The sequence below is a fragment of the Gemmiger formicilis genome (assembly GCF_016900095.1).
GTDB lineage: Bacteria > Bacillota > Clostridia > Oscillospirales > Ruminococcaceae > Gemmiger > Gemmiger formicilis_A.
In genome coordinates this window covers 61,158-83,579 of sequence record NZ_JACJJP010000013.1, presented here as the reverse complement: position 1 = coordinate 83,579, position 22,422 = coordinate 61,158, and the positions used below count along the sequence as shown (strand labels likewise).

Genomic DNA, 22,422 nt, shown 5'->3' with positions numbered 1-22,422 from the left:
GACCCCGCCCCAACCCCGGCGCCCACACCTGCCGCCACGCCGGAGCCAACCCCGGAGCTGACCTTCACGCCGTCGCCGTCCTATGCGCCGGTCTCTCTGGAAACCTGGCTGGCCCACATGCCGGAAAATGCCCCGGACTTTTCTTATGCACCGGGAAAGCTGGATCTGTATGAGGAGGTCAACTGGCCGGAAACGGTCCGCCTGGAAATCAATTCCTGGCCCGGCACCCTGGAAGAAGCCGCCGAAGCCTATAACATCCCCTGGGAGCAGTTCCAGGCTATGAACCCCGACCCGGAAATCAATGACTACAGCGGCGGATACTATAACCTTTGCCTGGATGATTCGTACACCCTGCCCTGGATCGAGATGCAGGATGTGACCATCGAGACGCCCTGGGTGGCCTTTACCCGCACCGAAATGGTGAATACCTATGTGGTGCCCGCAGCGCTGGATGAGCAGGCAGCCGCCGCCATGGCGGCAGCCTATGACTTTTTGTACGAACACTACGGCATGCACATCGGCATTGATCCCAGCGAAACCCAGCAGGATCAATGGTACTATGTCTCCACCGACGGTGCTTTGTACACCCGGTATACCGATCTGGAACAGTACCTGGGGAACATTTTCTCGGCGGACCGCTGTGCCCAGATGCTCAGCGGCCCTCTGCCGACGGATGGCTCTTGGAATTATGGAACCTACTACCAGGGCCCGGAGGATACCATCGTTTTCGGCATGAGTGACCGGGGCGGCAACATTGCCCACTGCGGCACGGTCTACACCCAGCCGGAACTGCAGCCGGACGGCAGTTTGCGGTTCTGGCAGCTCTCTCTGACCATCGAAAAAGAGGATTTCCGTGGCTGGTGTGTGGAAGGGTATGACTATACCCCCGATACCGCCAGCATCAGTGAGGTGCGTCTGGTCCCCACCGAGACCGGATGGCGGGTGGATAAGCTGGGACTGCCGGCCTGACACTTACTTATCAGAAAAAAGGAGCGTGACCCCTGTATGCGCCGAACCCTTCTCTGCCTGACGATGGCGGCCGGACTGCTGCTGTCCGCCTGTACCGCCCCCGCTTCTTCCGCAGATACGCCGGCCACCGCGGAGGAAAGCCCCGCCGCCGGAACTTCCGCCACACCCGCGCCCACGGCCACGCCGGACCCTGGCCTGCCCTATGAGGAGATCCGCATTATCGAGGAATACGATGCCACACCCTCCACCCCCAGCGAAGGGTACTTCACCATGTCACAGAACGGGCTGTGGGGACTTATGCGCGCCGACGGCACCGAGGTACTGCCCTGCCGGTCCACCGAGCCGGTTTCCCGCTGCGGGGCGGAGGACCACTGGATCTGGTTCCCGGAGCAGGCTATGGACTGGGAAGCGTTTGACGCCCTGTCCGCCCAGCTCACCGAAGCGGGGGACGGTGCCCTGTGCCCCGGCCACGGCGGACTGGGAGATCTGTTTTTCTATGATCTGGATTCCCCCGGCCGGGATACCACAGCCGTGGATCTGAGCGCCCTGCGCTGGTACCGTATGGGAACGCCCGGCGATGTATACCCGATGGATGATATCTTGTGGGATGATTACGGCGATCTCCTTCCGGTGTTCTCCGCCCATGAGGAAGGGGAGGAGGGCGACCCCGCATTCCCCGGAGACCCGGTGCCGGATGAGACGGGCGCCTTGTACTGGTATATCAGCAAGGACGGCTCCGCTTTCTACGTCCCCGGTGCCGTCCAGGCGGGCTGGTTCTTCCACGAGGATCTGGCCCCGGTACAGATCGGGGAAAAATGGGCCTATGTGGACCGGAACGGCAACCTGAAAACCGAAGCGGTCTATTCGGCCGTCTGGGGCACCCAGGGAGAATACAACAACCCGGAGGATCCCACCGCGCCCAAATACGCTGCCTGTCTGCAAAACGGCTATGCCGCCATTTGCCGGGACGGAAAATGGGGGCTGCTGGACGCCACCGGCGCCGAGGTCATTCCCTGTGAATATCCCGGCGTGGCCTGGGAGGGCACCACCCTGTGGGTCAAGGCCGAGGATGGCTGGCATACGGCGGAACTGCCCCGGACAGGAACCGAATGATCTGAAACGAAAGGGAGGCATGAAAAAGTGAAGAAACATCTGTGGCATCGCCCGGCGGCACTTACCTTGACTGCGCTGCTGTTGGCTGCCTGCACGGCTGCGCCGCAGTCCTCATCCGCGGAAGCAGCTTCGCTGATCGTATCGGCAGAAACGGCCCAACCGGCCGCCACTCCCGAACAGGCCACTCCCGCGGTACAGCGGGAACAGGTGACGGTGGAACGGGAGGTGTCTGCCACCCTGTATGATGGCGGTCCGCTGCCGCAACAGAGCCAGCCTCTTTATTATATAGGCAACTGGCAGGGGCTGACCTGGGAAGAACTGGCGGCAAAGACCGGATTTTCTGCCGAGGAACTGCGCATACTGAATCCGTATGTGTCGGAGGATGACCAGGGCAGGCTGCAGCGCAATGTTTCCGAACTCTGCCTGTCCGAAGCCTGGCCCATCCCCCGGACGAAAGTATGCCGGGTTACAGTGACCATGCCCGGCATGCCTGAGCCCTATGACAGCCGGGCCTACCAGCTTCCCGATGCCCTGGCGGATGATGCCGCCCGTGCACTGGCGCTGTGCTATTACCAGATGGAATCCAATGGGCAGGGATTTACCACCGAACCTTTGCCGGACAATACCGACTATGTCAAGGTGACCTCCGGTGTGCGTTTCGATACCTACTCCGGGTTAAAATCCTGGCTGGAAAGCGTCTATACCCCCGAAGCGGTATCCGCCATGGGGCAGGAACCTTATTATAAGGAAGGGCCGGATGATGAATTGTGGATCCAGGGCTATGCCTTCGATCACATCATCCCGCAGTCGGGCCTCACCTGTACCGAACCGGAAGAGCAACCGGACGGCAGCCTTCGCTTTGCTGCCGTCTGCGTCTGCGTGACGGATGACGAAGGAAACCCTCTTGACGAAGGGCAGGGAAGGCTGTATTATGCACCTGTACACCTGGTTCCCACGGCCGACGGCTGGCGTGTGGCCGAAGCGGAAGCGCCATTCTGACCGGATGGGCCTCTTCTTTCGGCAAAACGCAGAATTTTTTCAAAAAAATTTGGAAAATGGCCGAAAAAACACTTGCAACACACGGCAACGTGTGATATACTACTCCATGGCTGCGAACGGTGTGTGATGAACATCCGTTCATCACAGCCGGCGATATGCGTTGATGCGGGAGGTTGCCGCACTTCTTGTGCCCAACAAGAGGATGCGGGTTTTTCCGCGGAGTATGTCCGATCTTAGAACCGGGCGAAAGAATTACGGATGCGAAGGGATACGTACGGCGCTGCATTCTGCGGCACGGACCAATGTCCAACTATGCTTTGCGAGGATTCTTTCCGGGAGAACTGCCTAGCGGTTCACCGGATTTTGTCATGCGAAGAGATTGAACACCCGGAAGCGTGTGTAATTTATCGGCTCGCCTAAGGCAACACTAAATTAGGAGGCGAAAGTAATGGCAGTCAAAGAGAAAATCAGAATTCGTTTGAAGAGCTACGATGCATCCCTGATCGATGCGGCGGCAGCCAAGATCGTGGAAACCGCGAAGCGCACCGGCGCCCGCGTGTCCGGCCCGATCCCCCTGCCCACCGACAAGGAAATCGTCACGATTCTGCGTGCTGTCCACAAGTATAAGGACAGCCGTGAGCAGTTCGAGACCCGCACCCACAAGCGTCTGATCGACATTCTGAAGCCGTCCAACAAGACGGTCGAGGCTCTCATGAGCCTGCAGCTCCCCGCGGGCGTCGACATCGAAATCAAGCTGTAAACCTTATATATACGCTGCTCTCACGCCGGTCCGAACGGCCGTGAACGTTGACCGCCGGCAAAGCGCGGCGTCAAGGCAAGCAGCAAGACCAAGATGAATGACCGCGGAGAGGTCATGTTGATGGAGGCACCGTTGACCCCCACCAACCAATAACCTTTTTAGGAGGAAAAAACAATGCAAAAAGGTATCATCGGCAAGAAGCTGGGTATGACCCAGCTGTTCGACGAGAACGGCAAGGTTGTCCCGGTTACCGTGATCGAGGCCGGCCCCTGCACCGTCGTGCAGAAGAAGACCGTTGAGAGCGACGGTTACCAGGCTGTCCAGCTTGGCTTCGGCGAAGTTTCCGCCAAGAAAGTCAACAAGGCTGCCAAGGGCCACTTCGAGAAGGCCGACGTCGCCGCCAAGCGCACCCTGCGTGAGTTCCGCTTCGACGACATCGCCGCCCTGAACGTGGGCGACATCCTGAAGGCTGATGTCTTCACCGCCGGCGACAAGGTCGACGTGGTTGGCACTTCCAAGGGCAAGGGCTACCAGGGCGTTATCAAGCGCTTTGGCCAGCATCGTCTGCGTGAAAGCCACGGCACCGGCCCCGTCAGCCGCCATGCCGGTTCCAACGGCTCCACTTCCACCCCGTCCCGTGTGTTCAAGGGCAAGAAGCTGCCCGGCCATATGGGCGCTGTGCGTGTGACCGTGCAGAACCTCAGCATCGTCAAGGTGGATGCTGAAAACAACCTGATCGCTGTCAAGGGCGCCATCCCCGGCCCGAAGGGCTCTGTGGTTACCATCCACGACAGCGTCAAAGCGTAAGGGAGGAAAACACAATGGCTAAATTTGATGTCGTCGATATGAACGGCAAGAAAGTTTCCACCGTTGAGCTTTCCGACGCCGTCTTCGGGATCACCCCGAACGAGAAGGCCGTCCATGAGGCGGTCGTCAACTTCCTGGCCAACCAGCGCCAGGGCACCCAGAACACCAAGATCCGCAAGGAAGTCCGTGGCGGCGGCCGCAAGCCGTGGCGTCAGAAGGGCACCGGCCATGCGCGTCAGGGCTCTATCCGCGCTCCGCAGTGGACCCACGGCGGCGTTGCTCTGGGCCCCAAGCCCCGTGATTACAGCTACCGCATCAACAAGAAGGTCAAGCGTCTGGCCGTGCTCAGCGCCCTGTCCGACAAGGCTGCCAACGGCAACATGATCGTCGTGGACAAGATGGCTGTCGAAGAGTACAAGACCAAGACCGTGGTTGCCATGCTGGCTGCTGTCGGCGCCGGCAAGAAGAACCTGGTTGTCAACGATGTTGTGGACGCCAAGTTCGTCAAGAGCGCCGCCAACATTCCGGGCGTCAAAACCACCACCGCTACCAGCGTGAACACCTACGACGTTGTCAACGCCGAGAAGATGATCATCAGCCTGGACGCGGCCAAGAAACTTGAGGAGGTACTGGGCTGATGAAATTCGCACAGGATATCGTTCTCGCTCCGGTCATCACCGAGAATTCCATGGCCGGTATCGCTGACAAGAAGTACACCTTCAAGGTCGCTACCGACGCCACCAAGGTCGACATTGCCAACGCTGTTGAAGAGCTGTTCGGCGTCAAGGTCGCCAAGGTCAACACCATTTCCGTGCGCGGCAAGTACCGCCGCCAGGGCCTGCATGCCGGCTACACCGCCAAGAGCAAGAAGGCCATCGTCACGCTGACTCCCGACTCCAAGGAGATCGAGTTCTTCACCAGCATGACCTGATCGGGCAACTTCGCCTGATCCTTTCGAGCCTGCCGAAGGCTCAGCTATGGGGATATGACCCCGACAAAAATTCATAAGATACTAAAAAGGAGTACTACCATGGCGATCAAAAAGTACAAGCCGACTACGCCCGGCCGCCGCGGCATGACTGTTACCGATTACAGCGTGCTGTCCAAGGTCGAACCCGAGCGCAGCCTGCTGGAACCCAAGAAGAAGCATGCCGGCCGCAACAACACCGGCAAGATCACCGTCCGTCACCACGGCGGCGGCAACCGCGTCAAGTACCGTGTCATCGACTTCAAGCGCAACAAGTTTGATGTCCCCGCCACTGTCCAGACGCTGGAATACGATCCGAACCGCTCCGCTTTCATCGCGCTGGTCGAATATGAAGACGGCGTCAAGAGCTACATTCTGGCTCCCGATGGCCTGAAGGTGGGCGACAAGGTCATGGCCGGCCCCCACGCGGATATCAAGCCGGGCAACGCTCTGCCCTTCGAGAACATCCCCGTCGGTACCATGATCCACAACATCGAGCTGTATCCCGGCAAGGGCGGCCAGCTGGTCCGTTCCGCCGGTGTCATGGCTCAGCTGATGGCTAAAGAGAACGGCTACGCTCTGGTCCGTCTGCCTTCCGGCGAGATGCGCAACGTCCCGCTGAACTGCATTGCGACCATCGGTGTGGTTTCCAATCTTGACCATGAGAACGTCAACCTGGGCAAGGCCGGCCGCAAGCGCCACATGGGCGTGCGTCCCGGCAGCCGCGGCACCGTCATGAACCCCTGCGATCACCCGCACGGCGGCGGCGAAGGCCGCGCCCCGGTCGGCCACAGCAGCCCGCGCACCCCGTGGGGCAAGCCGGCTCTGGGCCTCAAGACTCGCAAACATCATGCTCGCTCCGACAAGTTCATCGTCAAGCGCGCCAAAGGTTAAGGGAGGTAAAGTACTATGTCTCGCAGCACCAAAAAAGGCCCTTACGTCCTGCCTTCTCTGATGAAGAAAGTCGAAGCCATGAACGAAAGCGGCAAGAAGAGCGTCGTCAAGACCTGGAGCCGCGCCTCCACCATCTTCCCGGAGTTCGTTGGCCACACCTTCGCTGTGCATGACGGCCGCAAGCATGTGCCCGTTTACGTCACCGAAGATATGGTTGGTCACAAGCTGGGCGAGTTCGCCCCGACCCGTAAGTTCTCGGGTCACGCCGGCGGCAAGACCACCGGTAAATAAGAGAGGAGGAGCATAAGATGGAAGCACGGGCTATTCTCCGTTACGCCCGCATCAGTCCTCGCAAGGTTTCGATCGTGATGGACCTCATCCGTAACAAGCCCCTGGACGAAGCGCTGGCTATTTTGCAGTATACCCCGAAGGCGGCCTGCGAGCCCCTTCTGAAACTGGTCAACTCGGCCGCGGCCAATGCCGAAAACAACTTCAACATGGACCGCAACAGCCTGTACGTTGCCGAATGCTACGTCTGCCCCGGCCCCACGCTGAAGCGTATCATGCCCCGCGCACAGGGCCGTGCGTACCGCATCCTCAAGCGCACCAGCCATATGACTGTTGTGCTGAAAGAGAAAGAGTAAGGAGGTAAACAAATGGGCCAGAAAGTCAATCCCCACGGCATGCGCGTGGGTGTTATCAAGGATTGGGACAGCCGCTGGTTTACCTCTAAGCAGGCTTTCGGCGACACCCTGGTGGAGGATCACAAGATCCGCACCACGCTGAAGAAGCAGCTGTATTCCGCCGGTATCCCCAAGATTGAAATCGAGCGTACCGTTGACAGCCAGACCGGCAACCCCCGTGTCAAGGTCAACGTGTTCTGCGCCAAGCCGGGCATCGTCATCGGCAAGGGCGGCGCTGAGAGCGCCAAGCTGGAAAAGCAGCTCGCCAAGATGACCGGCAAGAACGTCAACCTGAACATCGTCGAAGTCAAGGGCACCTCCACCACCGCTCAGCTGGTGGCTGAGGACGTGGCTTCTCAGCTGGAGCGCCGCATCGCGTTCCGCCGTGCGATGAAGCAGGTTATCCGCAACGCCATGCAGCCCCGCGGCGGCGTGCCTGCCAAGGGCATCAAGGTCACCTGCTCCGGCCGTCTGGCTGGCGCCGACATCGCCCGCGTGGAAAGCTACCACGAAGGCACCATCCCCCTGCAGACCCTGCGTGCTGACATCGACTACGGCTTCGCTGAGGCCAACACCACCTACGGCAAGGTCGGCGTCAAGGTCTGGATCTACAAGGGTGAGATCCTGAAGGGCGCCAAGACCGCTGCCAAGAAGGAAGGAGGCAAACAGTAATGTTACTGCCGAAACGTGTTAAATACCGCCGCGTTCAGCGCGGCCGCATGACCGGCAAGGCCATGCGTGGCAACAAGGTCAACCAGGGCCAGTACGGCCTGGTTGCTCTGGAGCCGGCATGGATCACTTCCAACCAGATCGAGGCAGCCCGTGTTGCCATGACCCGTTATATCAAGCGTGGCGGCAAGGTCTGGATCAAGATCTTCCCGGACAAGCCTGTTACCGAAAAGCCGGCCGGCACCCGCATGGGCTCCGGCAAGGGCAGCCCGGAATACTGGGTGGCCGTTGTCAAGCCCGGCCGTGTGCTGTTTGAAATCGCTGATGTTGATGAGGCGACCGCGCGTGAATCTCTGCGCCTGGCCTCTCACAAGCTGCCGGTGCGCTGCAAGTTCGTCAAGCGCGAAGAAATCGACACTGTGAAGGAGGGCGACGCTGAATGAAAGCCACTGAACTGCGCGAAATGACCGATGTTGAGCTGGCAAAGCAGCTCAAAGATCTGAAAGCGGAACTGTTCAACCTGCGCTTTCAGCACGCCATCAACCAGCTGGAAAACCCGCTGCGCATCGAGACCGTCAAGAAGGACATCGCTCGCGTGATGACCATCATGGCGGAAAAGAACGCGAAGAACGCGTAAGAGGGAGGGTAAAACATGGAACGTAATCTGAGAAAGAGCCGTGTGGGCGTCGTCGTGTCCGACAAGATGGACAAGACCATCGTTGTCGCCGTCAAGGACAGCGTCCAGCACCCCCTCTACAAAAAGATCATGAAGCGCACCAAGAAATTCAAGGCCCATGACGAGAACGGCGAGGCCGGCATCGGTGACCGCGTCGAGATCATGGAGACCCGCAAGCTTTCCAAGGACGTCAACTGGCGTCTGGTGAAGATCATCGAGAAAGCGAAATAATCAGCCTGGTACTTTGAAAGGAGGACCTGAAAGATGGTTCAGATGCAAACTTATCTCAAAGTTGCCGACAACACCGGTGCCAAGGAGTTAATGTGCTTCCGTGTACTGGGCGGTACCCGTAAGAGATATGCCAACATCGGCGACGTCGTTGTGTGCAGCGTCAAGAAGGCTGCCCCCGGCGGCACCGTGAAGAAGGGCGATGTGGTCAAGGCCGTTATCGTCCGCAGCAAGCATGGCCTGCGCCGTGACGACGGTTCTTACATCCGTTTTGATGAGAACGCCGCCGTCATCGTCATGGCTGACAAGAGCCCCAAGGGCACCCGTATCTTTGGACCCGTCGCCCGCGAACTGCGCGACGCCGGCTACACCAAGATCCTGTCCCTGGCTCCCGAATCGCTGTAAGGAGGTTTTAATAGAATGAACACTCTTCATGTTAAAACCGGCGACAACGTTATGATCATCTCCGGCAAGGACAAGGGCAAGACCGGCAAGGTCCTGCAGACCTCCCCGAAAGAGGGCAAGGTTATTGTCGAAGGCCTGAACATGGTCACCAAGCATGTCAAGCCCCGCCGCCAAGGCGAGCAGGGCGGCATCGTCAAGGCCGAGGGCGCTATCTACGCCTGCAAGGTCATGCCGGTGTGCCCCAAGTGTGGCAAGGCCACCCGCGTGGGCCATTCCGTCAAGGACGGCAAGAACGTCCGCATCTGCCGCAAGTGCGGCGCCGAACTGTAAGGGAGGAGTTTGAATCATGGCACGTTTGAAAGAACAGTATGTCAACGAGATCGCTCCGGCCCTGAACAAGAAGTTCGGCTACAAGAGCGTGATGCAGATCCCCAAGCTGGATAAGGTCATCATCAACGTGGCCGCCGGCGAGGCGAAGGAAAACGCCAAGGTCATCGACGCCATCGTCGCTGACCTGGGCCAGATCACCGGCCAGAAGGCCATTGTCTGCAAGGCCAAGAAGAGCGTGGCTAACTTCAAGCTGCGCCAGGGCATGCCCATCGGCGCCAAGGTCACCCTGCGTGGCGAGCGCATGTATGAGTTTGTCGACCGCCTGTTCAACGTGGCTCTGCCCCGTGTCCGCGACTTCCGCGGCATCTCCGGCAACAGCTTCGACGGACGCGGCAACTACGCCTTCGGCCTGAAGGAGCAGATCATCTTCCCGGAAATCGACTTCGATAAGGTCGACGCCATCCGCGGCATGGACATCTGCTTTGTCACCACGGCCAAGACCGACGAAGAAGCCAAGGAGCTGCTGAAGGCTCTGGGCGCTCCGTTCGCCAACTGAGAAGGGGAGGAAGAAAACCAATGGCAAAAACTTCTATGAAGATCAAGCAGCAGCGCCCGGCCAAGTTCTCCACCCGTGCGTACAACCGCTGCAAGATCTGCGGCCGTCCCCATGCCTATCTGCGCAAGTACGGCATCTGCCGTATCTGCTTCCGTGAGCTGGCCTACAAAGGCGAGATCCCCGGCGTGAAGAAGGCTTCCTGGTAATCAGAGACAGGAAAAGACGTAACAACAACATCTTTAACACAACCTAAGGAGGTTAGTGGCATGCAAATCACCGATCCTATCGCGGACCTGCTGACCCGCATCCGCAATGCCAGCACTGCCAAACACCCTTCCGTGGACGTTCCTGCTTCCAACCTGAAGAAGGCAATCTGCCAGATCCTGGTTGATGAGGGCTACATCAAGGGTATGAAAGTGACCGAGGACAGCAAGCAGGGCGTTATCACCCTGACCCTCAAGTACCAGGAAAACGGTGCGCCGGTCATCGCGGGCCTGAAGCGCGTTTCCAAGCCCGGCCTGCGTATCTACACCAACTGCGAGGATATGCCCAAGGTCATGAAGGGCCTGGGCACCGCGATCATCTCCACCTCTAAAGGCGTCATGACCGACAAGGCTGCCCGCGCTGCCCATGTCGGCGGTGAAGTGCTCGCCTTTGTGTGGTAAGAAAGGGGCTAGAAGACAATGTCGAGAATTGGAAGAAAACCCATCGTCATTCCTGCGGGTGTTGATGTGAAGATCGACGAGGCCGAACACAACATCACCGTGAAAGGCCCCAAGGGTACCCTGCATTCCAAATATCATCCCCTGATGACCGTCAAGGTCGAGGGCAATGAAATTTTGGTTACCCGCCCCAATGACGAAAAACAGGCCCGCAGCCTGCACGGCCTGACCCGTACCAACATCCACAACATGGTTGTTGGCGTGACCGAAGGCTTCCGCAAGGATATGGAAATCCAGGGCGTCGGCTACCGCTGCGCCAAGCAGGGCAAGACCCTGACCCTGACCCTGGGCTTCTCTCACCCGGTCAACGTCGAAGAGACCGACACCATCCAGATCGAGGTCAAGGACGCTCTGCACTTCAGCATCGTCGGCATCGACAAGCAGGAAGTCGGTCAGTTTGCCGCCGAAGTCCGCGGCAAGCGTCCGCCGGAACCCTACAAGGGCAAGGGCATTCGCTACGTTGGCGAGTATGTCATCCGCAAGGAAGGCAAAGCCGGTAAAGGCAAATAATAGGAGGGGAGAAACATTATGGTCAACAAGGCTGATAAGAACGAAGCTCGTCTTCGCCGTCACCGCCGCGTCCGCGGCAAGATCAGCGGCACGGCCGAGCGTCCTCGTCTGGATGTTTTCCGCTCTGCCAAGCACATCTACGTTCAGGTCATCGATGACGTTGCCGGCGTGACTCTGGCAGCGGCTTCCACCCTGGACAAGGACTTTGAGGACTACGGCGGCAACGTCGAGGCCGCCAAGAAGGTCGGCGCCGCCATCGCCAAGAAATGCCTGGACAAGGGCATTACCGAAGTGGTCTATGACCGCGGCGGTTTCGTCTACCACGGCCGCGTGAAGGCTCTCGCTGAGGGCGCCCGCGAAGCCGGTCTGAAACTGTAAGGAGGGATCGAACATGGCCATGCAGAGAAACAGAGAACAAGATGACGGCATGATCACCAAGGTCGTCTCCATCAACCGCGTTTCCAAGACCGTCAAGGGCGGCCGCGTTATGAAGTTCGCCGCCCTGATCGTCGTCGGCGACGGCAAGGGCAACATCGGCTACGGCGTCGGCAAGTCCGGCGAAGTTCCCGAGGCTATCCGCAAGGGCGAGGGTGCTGCCAAGAAGAACATGCACAAGATCGCTCTGAAGGGCACCACCATCCCGCACGAGATCGTCGGCGAATTTGGCGCTGGCCGCGTGCTGATGCGTCCCGCCGCTCCCGGTACCGGCGTTATCGCCGGCGGCCCGGTCCGTGCGGTTCTGGAATGCGCCGGCATCAAGGACATCCGTACCAAGAGCCTGCGTTCCAACAATCCGATCAACGTTACCGCCGCGACCTTCGCCGGCCTGTGCGGTCTGACCGACGCCGAGTCTGTTGCTGCCAAGCGCGGCAAGACCGTCGCCGAGATCCTGGGCTAAGGAGGGCGCTGAATCATGGAAAAACTGAGCATCCGTCTTGCCAAGAGCCTGATCGGCCGCGGCAAAGAGCAGATTTCCGTCGCGAAGTCTTTGGGCCTGCATCGTCCGGGTGACGTTGTCGAACAGCCTGACAACGCCGCTACTGCCGGTAAGATCGCCAAGATCTCTCACCTGGTCGTTGTGACCAAGCTGTAATGGAGGTGCAAGCATGAAGCTTCATGAACTGAACGCGCCCAAGGGCGCCCGCAAGGCCGTTACCCGCAAGGGCCGCGGCGCGGGTTCCGGCAATGGTAAGACTGCCGGCTACGGCCACAAGGGCCAGAAAGCCCGTTCCGGCGTCAAGAAGGCCGGTTTCGAAGGCGGCCAGATGCCGCTGCAGCGTCGTCTGCCGAAGCGTGGCTTCAACAACATTTTCGCTACCAAGTATGTCACCATCAAGGTTTCCGACCTTGAAAAGTTTGAGGCCGGCGCTACCGTTGACGCCGCCGCCCTGCTGGAAAAGGGCATCATCTCCCGCACCCTGGACGGTGTCAAGGTCCTGGGCAACGGCGAGCTGAGCAAAGCGGTCAATGTCAAGGTCGCGGCCTACACGGCCTCTGCCAAGGAAAAAATCGAAAAGGCAGGCGGGAAAGCTGAGGTGATCTAAGGTGTTCGAAACGTTCCGCAATGCCTGGAAGATCGAAGACCTGCGCAAGCGCCTTCTGTTTACGCTGCTGATCCTCGTGATCTTCCGTCTGGGCTGTGCGATTCCGGTACCTTATATCACCGCTGGCAATCTCAAAGATATGTTCGACACCACCGGCAGCATGCTGACCTACCTGGACATGATGTCCGGTAACGCGCTCAGCCAGTGCGCGATCTTTGCGTTGGGCGTTCAGCCGTATATCAACGCTTCGATTATCGTACAGCTGCTGACTGTCGCCATTCCCTACCTGGAGAACCTTTCCAAGGAAGGGGAGGAGGGACGGCGCAAGCTGACCCGAATCACCAACTATGTGGGCTGCGGCATCGGCCTGATGCTGTCCATCGCCTACTACTTCATCCTGCGCCGCAGCTCTGCGCTGGAGTACACCGACGGCTTTGCCGGAATCTTCTCCGCCATCGTCATCATCCTGTGCTTCACCGCCGGCAGCCAGCTGGTTACCTGGATGGGCAACCAGATTGACTCCAAGGGCATCGGCAACGGCGTGTCCCTGCTGATCTTCGCCGGCATCGTGGCCAACTGGTCCCGCGTGCTGACCATGGTCCAGGGCGTTCTCGCCGCAGCCCAGACCTCCAGCGGATACTACATCCTGCTGCCGGTCATTCTGGTGCTGGCCATTGTGGCGGTTATCTTCGTGGTCATCCTGACCAACGCGGAGCGCCGCATCCCGGTTCAGTATGCCAAGCGCGTGGTCGGCCGCAAGATGTACGGCGGCCAGGCAAGCTACATCCCCATCAAGGTGAATATGTCCGGCGTTATGCCCGTCATCTTCGCCATGACGCTGTGCAGCCTGCCCAACATGATTGGCAGCTTCCTGGGTTGGACCGACAACATCTTCTTCCAGGTGTTCAACTACACCAGCCCCGTTTATCTGGTGGCGTACGTGCTGCTGATCATCGGTTTCAACTACTTCTATGTTGCGATCCAGTACAACCCCATCGACATCAGCAACCAGCTGCGCAAGAACAACGGCACCATTCCGGGCATTCGCCCCGGCAAGCCCACCAGCGACTTCATCACCAAGACCCTGCAGAAGATCACCTTGATCGGCGGCATCTTCCTGGCTGTTGTCGCGGGCCTGCCCATTGTGCTGGGTGACCTTACCCACATCTCGATCCAGCTTGGCGGTACCAGCCTGCTGATCGTGGTCGGCGTCGCCCTTGACACCGCCCGTTCTCTGGAAGGCTATATGACCGCTCGTCATCACAAAGGCTTTTTGGAATAACAGCGGATGGCTGCCAAACGGCAGCCGACAGGAAAGGGGAAACGACATATGAAACTGATCCTTTTGGGCGCCCCCGGCGCCGGCAAAGGCACCCAGGCAGAGATTCTTTGCGATAAACTGGGTATCCCCACCATTTCCACCGGCAACATCCTGCGTGCCGCCGTCAAGGACGGCACCCCGATGGGTCTGAAAGCCAAGAGCTTTATGGACGCAGGCGCGCTGGTTCCCGACGATGTCATTGTGGGCATCGTCAAGGAACGTCTGGCGCAGCCTGATTGCGCCGGCGGTTTCATCCTGGACGGTATGCCGCGCACCATTGCACAGGGCGAAGCCCTGGAAGCCATGGGCGTGGAAATCGACAAGGTTCTGAACCTGACCGTTGCTGACGAAGCCATCATGGAGCGTATGAGCGGCCGACGCGTCTGCGCGAAATGCGGCGCCAGCTACCATATCAAGAACAAGCCCAGCGCCAAGCCGGGCGTTTGCGATCGGTGCGGCGGGGAACTGGTCATCCGCAAGGATGACGAGCCCGCCACCGTGCTGGACCGTTTGAAAGCGTATCACGAACAGACCGAGCCTCTTGTGGCCTTCTACCGCGAACGCGGCAAACTGGTGGAGATCCCGGATCAGGGCTCTATCGAGGGCACCACTGCGCTGATCCTCAAAGAGTTGGAGGCATAACGCACCCATGATCCAAATCAAAAACGCTGCCGAGATCGAGAAAATGCGCCGCGCCTGCGCCATCAGCGCGGCGGCGCTCAAGGCGGGCGGCGAAGCGATCGAAGCCGGCATTTCCACGGCGGAGATCGACAAGATCATCTACGACTTTATCGTGCGCCATGGCGCAAGACCGAACTTCCTGCATCTGTACGGATTCCCGGCCACCGCCTGCATCAGCGTCAACGATACCGTGATCCACGGCATCCCCAGCCGCGAACAGAAGATCCGCCCCGGCGACATCGTATCCATCGATACCGGGTGCAAGATCGACGGCTTCAACGGCGATAACGCCTGCACCTTTGCCTGTGGCAAGGTGGACAAGGAAGCCCAGCGGCTGCTGGATGTCACCCGCGAAAGCCTGCACCGCGGCATTGCCGCGGCCCAGGCCGGCGCGCGGATCGGGGACGTTGGCCACGCGGTGCAGAGCTACGTGGAAGAAAACGGTTTCTCGGTGGTGCGTTCCTTTGTCGGCCATGGTGTCGGCAAGGAGCTGCACGAGGATCCCGAAGTTCCGAACTATGGCACCCCGGGCCGCGGCCCGCGCCTGGTTCCCGGCATGTGCATCGCCATTGAACCGATGGTGAACCAGTACAAGTACGCGGTAAAGACGTTGAAAGACGGATGGACGGTCAAGACTTGTGACGGGGGACTGGCTGCTCATTTTGAGCACACGGTTCTCATCACCAAGGACGGTCCCGAAATCCTGACCCACGGCTGGGAGGAACCCGAATGGACTTTGTAAAAGGCCGTTTGGTGCGCTCCAAGGCGGGCCGCGATAAGACCCGTACCTTCGCCGTGGTGGCTGCCGAGGGCTGCATGCTGTGGCTGGCCAACGGGAGCAAGCGGTCATTGGCCGCACCCAAACGCAAAAAAGCCCGGCATGTGGCACCCACCGCCACCGTTCTGGCAAACGAGCTTCTGAAAAGCGATCAACTGCTCAGTGAGGCGATCGCCGCCTATGATGCGGCGCATCCCGCTGAATGAACCCTTCAAGGAGGCAATCAGCTTGTCTAAAGAAGATGTCATCGAAGTAGAAGGCGTCGTGCGTGAGGCTTTGCCCAATACCGTGTTCAAGGTCGAGCTGCTCAACAAAGAGGGCAAGCCCAACGGCCACACGGTTTCGGCGCACATCTCCGGCAAACTGCGGACCAACTTCATCCGCATCCTGCCCGGCGACAAGGTCACCATGGAAATGTCGCCCTACGACCTGACCAAAGCCCGGATCACCTGGCGTTCCAAGTAAACGCCTTGTGTCATAGAAGGAGGTTAACATCATGAAGGTAAAACCTTCCGTGAAACCCATTTGCGAAAAGTGCAAGGTCATCAAGCGCAAAGGCCGCGTGATGGTCATCTGCATCAACCCCAAGCATAAGCAGCGTCAGGGCTAAAGGTCCGGGGACTCCCCCCGGAAACCGTACCCAAAACGCTTGGGGGCCAAGTGCGTAGATTCCCGGCGCAGGCCCCGACACAGGACATGGGATGTTATTTATGGAGGTGCTTTATGGCACGTATTGCTGGTGTTGATCTGCCTCGCGAGAAGCGGATCGAGGTTGGTCTGACCTATGTCTACGGTATCGGTCAGAGTACTGCTGACGAGATTCTCGCCGGCACCGGGATTAACCCGGACATCCGCGTCAAGGATCTGTCCGCCGAAGATGAAGCCAAGATCCGTGACTACATCGACAAGAACAATATCATCGTGGAAGGCGATCTTCGCCGCAACGTTGCGCTGGACATCAAGCGTCTGACTGAAATCCAGTGCTACCGTGGCATCCGCCATCGCAAGGGCCTGCCTGTGCGCGGCCAGCGCACCAAGACCAATGCACGTACCCGCAAAGGTCCGAAGCGCACCGTCGCGAACAAGAAGAAGTAAGGAGGAACTGTAAATGGCTGCTACGAAAGCAACTGCTAAGACCCGCACCAAGCGCAAAGAGCGTAAAAACGTCAGCGCCGGTGCTGCTCATATCCAGAGCACGTTTAACAACACCATCGTCACCATCACCGACACGCAGGGCAACACCATTTCTTGGTGCAGCACGGGTACCCTGAACTTCCGTGGTTCCCGCAAGAGCACTCCTTACGCCGCCCAGAGCGCTGCCGAAGTGGCCGCCAAGGCCGCGATGGAGCATGGCATGAAGACCGTCGAGGTCTACGTCAAGGGCCCGGGTTCCGGCCGTGAGAGCGCCATCCGCGCTCTGCAGGCCACTGGCCTGGAGGTCACCCTGATCCGCGACGTGACCCCGATCCCGCACAACGGCTGCCGCCCGCCCAAGCGCCGCCGCGTCTGATGGAAGGAGGATACTGAATTATGGCTAAGAATACGCAGCCTATCGCAAAGCGTTGCAAAGCTCTCGGCATTTCTCCCGCCGTCATGGGCTATGCCAAGAAGAATACCACCCGCAACACCACCGGCAACTTCCGCAAGAAGCAGTCTGAGTACGCCACTCAGCTGAAGGAAAAGCAGAAGCTGAAGTTCATCTACGGTGTTCTGGAGAAGCAGTTCGCCAACTACTTCAACGAAGCCGAACGCCGTCAGGGCCAGACCGGTGAAAACCTGCTCCAGATGCTGGAATGCCGTCTTGACAACGTCGTGTTCCGTCTGGGCTTTGCTTCCACCCGCCGTGATGCCCGCCAGCTGGTCAGCCACGCTCACTTCACCGTCAATGGCAAGAAGGTCAACATTCCTTCTTACCAGGTCAAGGCCGGTGATGTGGTCGAAGTGTGCGAGTCCAGCCGCAAGATCGAAAAGTTCTCCAAGCTGACCGGCGCTGATGCTCCCGTCGTTGCTCTGCCTTCCTGGCTGAGCCGTGAGACCGGCTCCCTGAAGGGCGTCGTCACCAAGCTGCCCGAACGCAGCGACATCGATTACGAGGTCCAGGAACACCTGATCGTCGAGTTGTACTCCAAGTAATCCTCTGCCATACCGTTTTTTCACCAAAACCGGCTCCGCGTATTTATGGCGGGCCGGCTGATCAAGGAGGGTTTTTATGATGGAGATTGAACGCCCCAAGATCGAGATGGCCAACCTTTCGCCCGACGGCCGTTACGGCAAGTTCGTGGTGGAACCTCTGGAGCGCGGCTTCGGCACCACGCTGGGCAACAGCCTGCGTCGTGTGCTGCTCTCCAGCTTGCCCGGCGTGGCGGTCACCAGTGTGAAGATCGACGGCGTCGTGCATGAATTCTCGACCATCGAGGGCGTGCGCGAGGACGTGACCGAGATCGTTTTGAACCTCAAGGGTGTTGCCGCCAAGATCTATGGCGACGGCCCCAAGACCGTCCGCGTGGAAGCCGCCGGTCCGTGCGAAGTCACTGCCGGCAGCATCAAGCAGGGCGACGACCTGGAAATCCTCAACCCCGAATGGCACATTGCCACTCTGGGCGAAGGAGCCAAGCTCGTCATGGAGCTGACCTTCGACAAGGGCCGTGGCTATGTTCCCGCCGAGCGCAACAAGCAGGCGCTCATCGAGAAGAACGATGTCACCACCCTGCCTGTGGACAGCATCTATACTCCGGTGCTCAAGTGCAACTACACGGTGGAAAACACCCGTGTGGGCCAGATCACCGACTTTGATAAACTGACCATCGAGGTCTGGACCGATGGCACCACCAACGCGCAGGAGGCTCTGAGCCTGGCTGCCCGTGTGCTGACCGAACACCTGAATCTGTTCGTCAACCTGTGTGATGAAGCCGCCGAGACCGAAATCATGGTCGAAAACGATGAGAAGGGCAAGGAAAAGGCGCTGGAGATGACCATTGAAGAGCTGGACCTGAGTGTCCGTTCCTTCAACTGCCTCAAGCGCGCCGGCATCAACACCGTGGGCGACCTCATCAACAAGAGTGAGGACGACATGATGAAGGTGCGTAACCTTGGCCGCAAGAGCCTGGAAGAAGTCATGGCGAAACTGGACAGCCTGGGCTTCATGCTCACCAAAGACGACGACAACTGATAAAGGAGTGAAACAGAATGCCCGGTACTAGAAAGCTTGGCCGCGCCACCGACAGCCGCAAGGCGATGCTGCGCGCTATGGTCACTTATCTGTTCGAGAACGGCAAGATCGAGACCACCGTTACCCGCGCTAAGGAGGTTCGCTCCATGGCCGAGAAGATGGTCACCCTGAGCAAGGCCGGCGATCTGCACGACAAGCGCCAGATCTTCAGCTACATCACCAAGGAAGATGTTGCCAAGAAGGTCATCGATGTGTATGGTCCCAAGTATGCCGACCGTAACGGCGGCTACACCCGCATCATCCGCACCGGTCTGCGCCGCGGCGACGCTGCCGAAATGGCGATCCTGGAACTGGTTTGATCCGACCGTTTCAGCGTTGACTGAATAAGAAAACCGCTCCTGACGAAAGTCAGGGGCGGTTTTTTGTTGGCTGTCTGCTGCCGGGCAGGCAGCTTATTTGTTGTAGGTGGGAATATCCGGGAACACTTTGTGGGCGCTGAACCGGCCCTGAGGACCGTACATCTCAAAATGCAGGTGGGAACCGGTGGAGTTGCCGGTGGAGCCCATATAGCCGATCACCTGGCCCGCCTCCACGTGCTCGCCCTCACTGACGATGAACTGCAGGAGGTGCGCATAGCGGGTGCTGTATCCGCCGTCGTGTTCGATCACAACATAGTTGCCGTAGCTGTTCCAGTCACCCCGGGTCACAATGCCGTTCCAGGTGTAGGTCTGCACCACCGTGCCGGAAGCCGACGCAAGAATGGGCGTTCCACTGGGCCCGGCAATGTCGATGCCGGTGTGGCTGCCCACCATCCACTGGCTGATGTGCCGGTATCCGGGCGCCGGCCAGATGAAGTCATACCCATTGATGCTGCCGTACATGTAATCTTTCAGCTGAGTGCCGGTGACCCGCTGTTCCGGTACCGGATCTTCCAGGTTCTTGACCTGTACCGTCTGCACGTCGGTCTGGATGCCGTCCACGGTGGTCACATCCTGGGTAATCTCCCGCAGGCCGTTCTGTCCGGACTGCAGCACCACCGTTTCGCCATACTCATAGGCGGCGGATTCTTCGGTGTACACGGGGTAGGAAATCTCCTCCTGGTAGGTCTGGCGCTCGATGGAACGCACTTTCAAAAGATCACTGTTCCCGCGCAGCTGGGCCAGCACATCCCCGTAGGACTGCACCGAATCCGCAAAGAAGAGGCCATCCACCAGCTGAACGTCATGGACAAAGTCCACCCGCTGGTTGGGGTTGTCCACCTGCTTATAAGGAATCAGACAGCTTTGCAGAAAGCTGCGCAGGTGGTCGCCCTCGGTGGTCACATACTGCAGGGTGCCGTCCAGATAAACGGCGGTAGCCTCCTGCAATTCGCCGCCGGAAGCCAGCAGCAACGCATCCACCAGTTCGCTCTGGCCCATGGTCTGATCGTAATCGGTGGTCAGGGTGTAGGTGGGCCAGATTTCAAACCCGGATTCGGCCGATTCCTGTCCCGCATCAGCCAGGACCCGCTGGGCGCTTTGCACACGTTCATACACTGCGGCCCGGGCATCATCAAAGACCTGCTCGTTTTCCACATACCCGACGGTCTGGCCGTTGACTTCTACCTGCAGGGCATACCTGCGGTCCAACCCGGTGTATACGCTCCATCCCAAGACGCCCGCCGCTGCCGCCAACAGAAAACTGTGCAGAAGTACCCCCCGTACCGAGACAGGGGCGTGGATCTCGGCGTTGGTGGCGGCAAGAGGCTGCACCAGAATATCCAGCAGGGAGACAAAGCCCCGCAGAAGCAGCACCACGAACCAGCCCAGAGAGCGGGCTATCCGGATCAGGGTGTATTCCACCAGAAACCCGATGGCATACAGGAACTGGCCGGTTTCGTGCCAGTAAGGAAGGGAGTGGGCATAGGTGGTAAGACGATGCTGAACGGCGTTTCGCCTTTCCTTTTTATGCCAGTGCCGGACGGTGCGGCGTATGCGCCAGGCGTCCAGCAGAGAGGTGCGTGAAGGTTTCGTTTTCATCGCTCCTTATGTATATCAGTTTCAAGTAGCAAAATCAGTTGGTCTAAAAGAATAGACCGGATAGGAAAAGTCTAACACACTGCCCCGGCACTGTCAAGGCAAGGGGCAGGGCAGGGGAGTCTATGGGACAGCACAACAAGGGAAAAATGGGCGAATTTGCAAATTTTTTGTAAAAAACACCAGAAATTTTCAGGCGGCTCCCGAAAGGGGATGTGCAAGGTGCGGAAAATCAAAGATTGCACAAAAAAAGCTCGGTTGACAGGTGATTTCGCCGTTCCCATGTGATAAAATAAAGATGAGTTATGATGCGCTGATGAGCGCACAAAATATGTATAAAGTTCAGTGAAGGAGCAACGTATGGCTGACATGAATCTTGGCCCCCGTGACTTTTTTGCGAAAGAGGATGCAATCGCCGACCTGGGGCTTCTGGCCTGCCCCGGTGCCGAAGAGCTGGCCAATCTGGTAGACGGCCATCTGGTGCGCTGGGCCCGCGAAGTCGGTATGGATGTGGATACCTTTATTATCCCTTCCGATTGCCCGCGTTTCCAGTCCGGTGATGCCAAGGGCCTGGTCAAGGCCTCGACCCGTGGTGATGATATCTTTATTTTTGTGGATCCGGGAAACTACAGTGTTACCTACAAACTGTTCGGGTACGAGAACCATCTCTCTCCCGACGATCACTTCCAGAACCTGCTGCGTCTGATCCAGGCCGTTTCCGGTCGTGCTCACCGCATCAGCGTGATCATGCCCAGCCTGTACGGCGGCCGCCAGCATCGCCGCGTCAGCCGCGAAAGCCTGGACTGCGCCTTTGCGCTGCAGCAGCTGCGCTCTGTGGGTGTCAAGAACATCATCACCTTCGATGCTCACGACCCCCGCGTGCAGAACGCCGTGCCCACCATGAGCTTTGACAACGTCATGCCCACCTACCAGGTGCTGAAGTGCCTGCTGCATCACGTGCCCGATGTCCGCTTTGACAAGGAGCATTTCATGGTCGTTTCTCCCGACGAAGGCGCCATGAACCGCAACATGTACTATTCCAGCGTGCTGGGCTGCAACCTGGGCATGTTCTACAAGCGCCGCGACTATTCCAAGATTGTCAACGGCCGCAACCCCATCGTCGCCCATGAATACCTGGGCGAGAGTGTGGAAGGCAAGGACGTCTTCATCGCCGACGACATCATCGCTTCCGGCGAGAGCATGCTGGACATTGCCTACGGCCTGAAGATGCGCGGCGCCCGCAAGATCTTCACCTACGCCACCTTCCCGCTGTTCACCGCCGGTCTGGACAAGTTCGACAAGGCTTACAAGGACGGCATCGTGGCCGCGGTCCTGGGCACCAACCTGACCTACCGCATGCCCGAACTGCTGGAACGTGAATGGTACCATGACGTGGATGTGTCCAAGTACACCGCCTACTTCATCGCCGCCATCAACCACGACAAGAGCGTTTCCAGCATCATCGATCCCATGGTCAAGATCCGCGCCCTGCTGGGCCGTCACGGCATTCCCATGGGCTGCTGATCACACCCCACAATTGCATAGCTGTATTTTTTGCCTGTGCCGTTTTCGGCACAGGCAAAAAATTTGCATTGCGGCGCCTGTATCGCTATAATAATGGGGTAT

General features: G+C 58.8%; 36 protein-coding genes and 1 pseudogene. 36 read left to right on the top strand and 1 reads right to left on the bottom strand.

Going from position 1 to position 22,422, the window contains the following annotated elements:
* The 35 genes and pseudogenes from H6B15_RS08110 to rplQ form a co-directional block, all read left to right on the top strand.
* A pseudogene (locus H6B15_RS08110) lies at window positions 1-969 on the top strand (hypothetical protein); the annotation flags it as partial.
* 36 nt (window positions 970-1,005) lie between these two features.
* Window positions 1,006-2,082, top strand: a complete 1,077-nt coding sequence (locus H6B15_RS08105) for a WG repeat-containing protein (protein ID WP_204647491.1) — start codon at window positions 1,006-1,008, stop codon at window positions 2,080-2,082.
* Window positions 2,083-2,109: 27 nt separating this feature from the next.
* Window positions 2,110-3,081, top strand: coding sequence for a hypothetical protein (locus H6B15_RS08100; RefSeq protein ID WP_204647490.1), 972 nt, complete (start codon window positions 2,110-2,112; stop codon window positions 3,079-3,081).
* Window positions 3,082-3,529: 448 nt separating this feature from the next.
* Entirely contained in the window at window positions 3,530-3,841 is a 312-nt protein-coding gene (gene rpsJ / locus H6B15_RS08095; RefSeq protein ID WP_113999412.1) for a 30S ribosomal protein S10, read from the top strand.
* A gap of 174 nt (window positions 3,842-4,015) precedes the next feature.
* On the top strand, window positions 4,016-4,648 hold the full coding sequence (gene rplC / locus H6B15_RS08090; RefSeq protein WP_204647489.1) for a 50S ribosomal protein L3: 633 nt from the start codon (window positions 4,016-4,018) through the stop codon (window positions 4,646-4,648).
* A 14-nt stretch (window positions 4,649-4,662) separates the two neighbouring features.
* Complete coding sequence (gene rplD, locus H6B15_RS08085; protein ID WP_204647488.1) at window positions 4,663-5,286, top strand: 50S ribosomal protein L4; 624 nt, start codon at window positions 4,663-4,665, stop codon at window positions 5,284-5,286.
* Complete coding sequence (rplW, locus tag H6B15_RS08080; RefSeq protein WP_204647487.1) at window positions 5,286-5,579, top strand: 50S ribosomal protein L23; 294 nt, start codon at window positions 5,286-5,288, stop codon at window positions 5,577-5,579. Before rplD ends, rplW begins: the two co-directional genes overlap by 1 nt.
* A gap of 99 nt (window positions 5,580-5,678) precedes the next feature.
* Entirely contained in the window at window positions 5,679-6,509 is an 831-nt protein-coding gene (gene rplB / locus H6B15_RS08075) for a 50S ribosomal protein L2 (protein ID WP_204647486.1), read from the top strand.
* Between the two features lie 15 nt (window positions 6,510-6,524).
* Window positions 6,525-6,800, top strand: coding sequence for a 30S ribosomal protein S19 (rpsS, locus tag H6B15_RS08070; RefSeq protein WP_204647485.1), 276 nt, complete (start codon window positions 6,525-6,527; stop codon window positions 6,798-6,800).
* 17 nt (window positions 6,801-6,817) lie between these two features.
* Window positions 6,818-7,153 carry a 50S ribosomal protein L22 gene (gene rplV, locus H6B15_RS08065; RefSeq protein WP_204647484.1) on the top strand — a complete coding sequence of 112 codons (336 nt, stop codon included), beginning with the start codon at window positions 6,818-6,820 and terminating at the stop codon, window positions 7,151-7,153.
* 12 nt (window positions 7,154-7,165) lie between these two features.
* Window positions 7,166-7,864, top strand: a complete 699-nt coding sequence (gene rpsC, locus H6B15_RS08060) for a 30S ribosomal protein S3 (RefSeq protein WP_204647483.1) — start codon at window positions 7,166-7,168, stop codon at window positions 7,862-7,864.
* Window positions 7,864-8,304, top strand: coding sequence for a 50S ribosomal protein L16 (gene rplP, locus H6B15_RS08055; protein WP_204647482.1), 441 nt, complete (start codon window positions 7,864-7,866; stop codon window positions 8,302-8,304). The genes rpsC and rplP overlap by 1 nt, the downstream gene beginning before the upstream one ends.
* Window positions 8,301-8,498 (top strand): 50S ribosomal protein L29, encoded by a 198-nt coding sequence (rpmC, locus tag H6B15_RS08050; protein WP_204647481.1) that lies wholly within the window; start codon window positions 8,301-8,303, stop codon window positions 8,496-8,498. Before rplP ends, rpmC begins: the two co-directional genes overlap by 4 nt.
* A gap of 15 nt (window positions 8,499-8,513) precedes the next feature.
* Complete coding sequence (gene rpsQ / locus H6B15_RS08045; protein WP_204647480.1) at window positions 8,514-8,768, top strand: 30S ribosomal protein S17; 255 nt, start codon at window positions 8,514-8,516, stop codon at window positions 8,766-8,768.
* Window positions 8,769-8,801: 33 nt separating this feature from the next.
* On the top strand, window positions 8,802-9,170 hold the full coding sequence (gene rplN, locus H6B15_RS08040; protein WP_204647479.1) for a 50S ribosomal protein L14: 369 nt from the start codon (window positions 8,802-8,804) through the stop codon (window positions 9,168-9,170).
* Window positions 9,171-9,185: 15 nt separating this feature from the next.
* A complete protein-coding gene (rplX, locus tag H6B15_RS08035; protein WP_204647478.1) occupies window positions 9,186-9,500 on the top strand; it encodes a 50S ribosomal protein L24 in 315 nt (104 codons plus the stop codon).
* Between the two features lie 16 nt (window positions 9,501-9,516).
* On the top strand, window positions 9,517-10,056 hold the full coding sequence (gene rplE, locus H6B15_RS08030; protein WP_204647477.1) for a 50S ribosomal protein L5: 540 nt from the start codon (window positions 9,517-9,519) through the stop codon (window positions 10,054-10,056).
* A gap of 20 nt (window positions 10,057-10,076) precedes the next feature.
* A complete protein-coding gene (locus H6B15_RS08025) occupies window positions 10,077-10,262 on the top strand; it encodes a type Z 30S ribosomal protein S14 (RefSeq protein ID WP_204647476.1) in 186 nt (61 codons plus the stop codon).
* Between the two features lie 60 nt (window positions 10,263-10,322).
* On the top strand, window positions 10,323-10,721 hold the full coding sequence (rpsH, locus tag H6B15_RS08020) for a 30S ribosomal protein S8 (RefSeq protein ID WP_204647475.1): 399 nt from the start codon (window positions 10,323-10,325) through the stop codon (window positions 10,719-10,721).
* An 18-nt stretch (window positions 10,722-10,739) separates the two neighbouring features.
* The gene (gene rplF / locus H6B15_RS08015; protein ID WP_204647474.1) at window positions 10,740-11,288 is read left to right on the top strand and encodes a 50S ribosomal protein L6; all 549 of its coding nucleotides are present in this window, start codon (window positions 10,740-10,742) and stop codon (window positions 11,286-11,288) included.
* 18 nt (window positions 11,289-11,306) lie between these two features.
* Complete coding sequence (gene rplR / locus H6B15_RS08010; protein WP_204647473.1) at window positions 11,307-11,666, top strand: 50S ribosomal protein L18; 360 nt, start codon at window positions 11,307-11,309, stop codon at window positions 11,664-11,666.
* 13 nt (window positions 11,667-11,679) lie between these two features.
* The gene (gene rpsE, locus H6B15_RS08005) at window positions 11,680-12,186 is read left to right on the top strand and encodes a 30S ribosomal protein S5 (protein WP_204647472.1); all 507 of its coding nucleotides are present in this window, start codon (window positions 11,680-11,682) and stop codon (window positions 12,184-12,186) included.
* A 15-nt stretch (window positions 12,187-12,201) separates the two neighbouring features.
* Window positions 12,202-12,381, top strand: a complete 180-nt coding sequence (gene rpmD, locus H6B15_RS08000; RefSeq protein WP_204647471.1) for a 50S ribosomal protein L30 — start codon at window positions 12,202-12,204, stop codon at window positions 12,379-12,381.
* 13 nt (window positions 12,382-12,394) lie between these two features.
* Entirely contained in the window at window positions 12,395-12,832 is a 438-nt protein-coding gene (gene rplO, locus H6B15_RS07995) for a 50S ribosomal protein L15 (protein ID WP_204647470.1), read from the top strand.
* Window position 12,833: 1 nt separating this feature from the next.
* Window positions 12,834-14,114: a preprotein translocase subunit SecY gene (secY, locus tag H6B15_RS07990; RefSeq protein WP_204647469.1), complete on the top strand. Its 1,281-nt coding sequence runs from the start codon at window positions 12,834-12,836 to the stop codon at window positions 14,112-14,114.
* 48 nt (window positions 14,115-14,162) lie between these two features.
* Window positions 14,163-14,795 (top strand): adenylate kinase, encoded by a 633-nt coding sequence (locus H6B15_RS07985; RefSeq protein WP_204647468.1) that lies wholly within the window; start codon window positions 14,163-14,165, stop codon window positions 14,793-14,795.
* 7 nt (window positions 14,796-14,802) lie between these two features.
* Entirely contained in the window at window positions 14,803-15,576 is a 774-nt protein-coding gene (gene map / locus H6B15_RS07980; RefSeq protein WP_204647467.1) for a type I methionyl aminopeptidase, read from the top strand.
* Complete coding sequence (locus H6B15_RS07975) at window positions 15,564-15,818, top strand: KOW domain-containing RNA-binding protein (protein WP_204647466.1); 255 nt, start codon at window positions 15,564-15,566, stop codon at window positions 15,816-15,818. The genes map and H6B15_RS07975 overlap by 13 nt, the downstream gene beginning before the upstream one ends.
* Window positions 15,819-15,840: 22 nt before the next feature.
* The gene (infA, locus tag H6B15_RS07970; RefSeq protein ID WP_204647465.1) at window positions 15,841-16,077 is read left to right on the top strand and encodes a translation initiation factor IF-1; all 237 of its coding nucleotides are present in this window, start codon (window positions 15,841-15,843) and stop codon (window positions 16,075-16,077) included.
* 31 nt (window positions 16,078-16,108) lie between these two features.
* Window positions 16,109-16,222, top strand: coding sequence for a 50S ribosomal protein L36 (gene rpmJ, locus H6B15_RS07965; protein WP_204647464.1), 114 nt, complete (start codon window positions 16,109-16,111; stop codon window positions 16,220-16,222).
* 113 nt (window positions 16,223-16,335) lie between these two features.
* Entirely contained in the window at window positions 16,336-16,707 is a 372-nt protein-coding gene (rpsM, locus tag H6B15_RS07960) for a 30S ribosomal protein S13 (protein WP_204647463.1), read from the top strand.
* Between the two features lie 13 nt (window positions 16,708-16,720).
* On the top strand, window positions 16,721-17,122 hold the full coding sequence (gene rpsK, locus H6B15_RS07955) for a 30S ribosomal protein S11 (protein WP_204647462.1): 402 nt from the start codon (window positions 16,721-16,723) through the stop codon (window positions 17,120-17,122).
* Between the two features lie 20 nt (window positions 17,123-17,142).
* Window positions 17,143-17,745 carry a 30S ribosomal protein S4 gene (gene rpsD / locus H6B15_RS07950; protein WP_204647461.1) on the top strand — a complete coding sequence of 201 codons (603 nt, stop codon included), beginning with the start codon at window positions 17,143-17,145 and terminating at the stop codon, window positions 17,743-17,745.
* Between the two features lie 76 nt (window positions 17,746-17,821).
* Complete coding sequence (locus H6B15_RS07945; RefSeq protein WP_204647460.1) at window positions 17,822-18,781, top strand: DNA-directed RNA polymerase subunit alpha; 960 nt, start codon at window positions 17,822-17,824, stop codon at window positions 18,779-18,781.
* Between the two features lie 17 nt (window positions 18,782-18,798).
* Window positions 18,799-19,140 (top strand): 50S ribosomal protein L17, encoded by a 342-nt coding sequence (gene rplQ / locus H6B15_RS07940; protein ID WP_204647459.1) that lies wholly within the window; start codon window positions 18,799-18,801, stop codon window positions 19,138-19,140.
* A gap of 93 nt (window positions 19,141-19,233) precedes the next feature.
* Here rplQ and H6B15_RS07935 read toward each other — a convergent pair whose 3' ends face one another.
* Window positions 19,234-20,799: a M23 family metallopeptidase gene (locus H6B15_RS07935; RefSeq protein WP_204647458.1), complete on the bottom strand. Its 1,566-nt coding sequence runs from the start codon at window positions 20,797-20,799 to the stop codon at window positions 19,234-19,236.
* A 366-nt stretch (window positions 20,800-21,165) separates the two neighbouring features.
* On the opposite strand from H6B15_RS07935, the gene H6B15_RS07930 reads away from it, so the two are divergent.
* Window positions 21,166-22,320 (top strand): ribose-phosphate pyrophosphokinase, encoded by a 1,155-nt coding sequence (locus H6B15_RS07930; RefSeq protein ID WP_204647497.1) that lies wholly within the window; start codon window positions 21,166-21,168, stop codon window positions 22,318-22,320.
* Window positions 22,321-22,422: the final 102 nt, after the last annotated feature.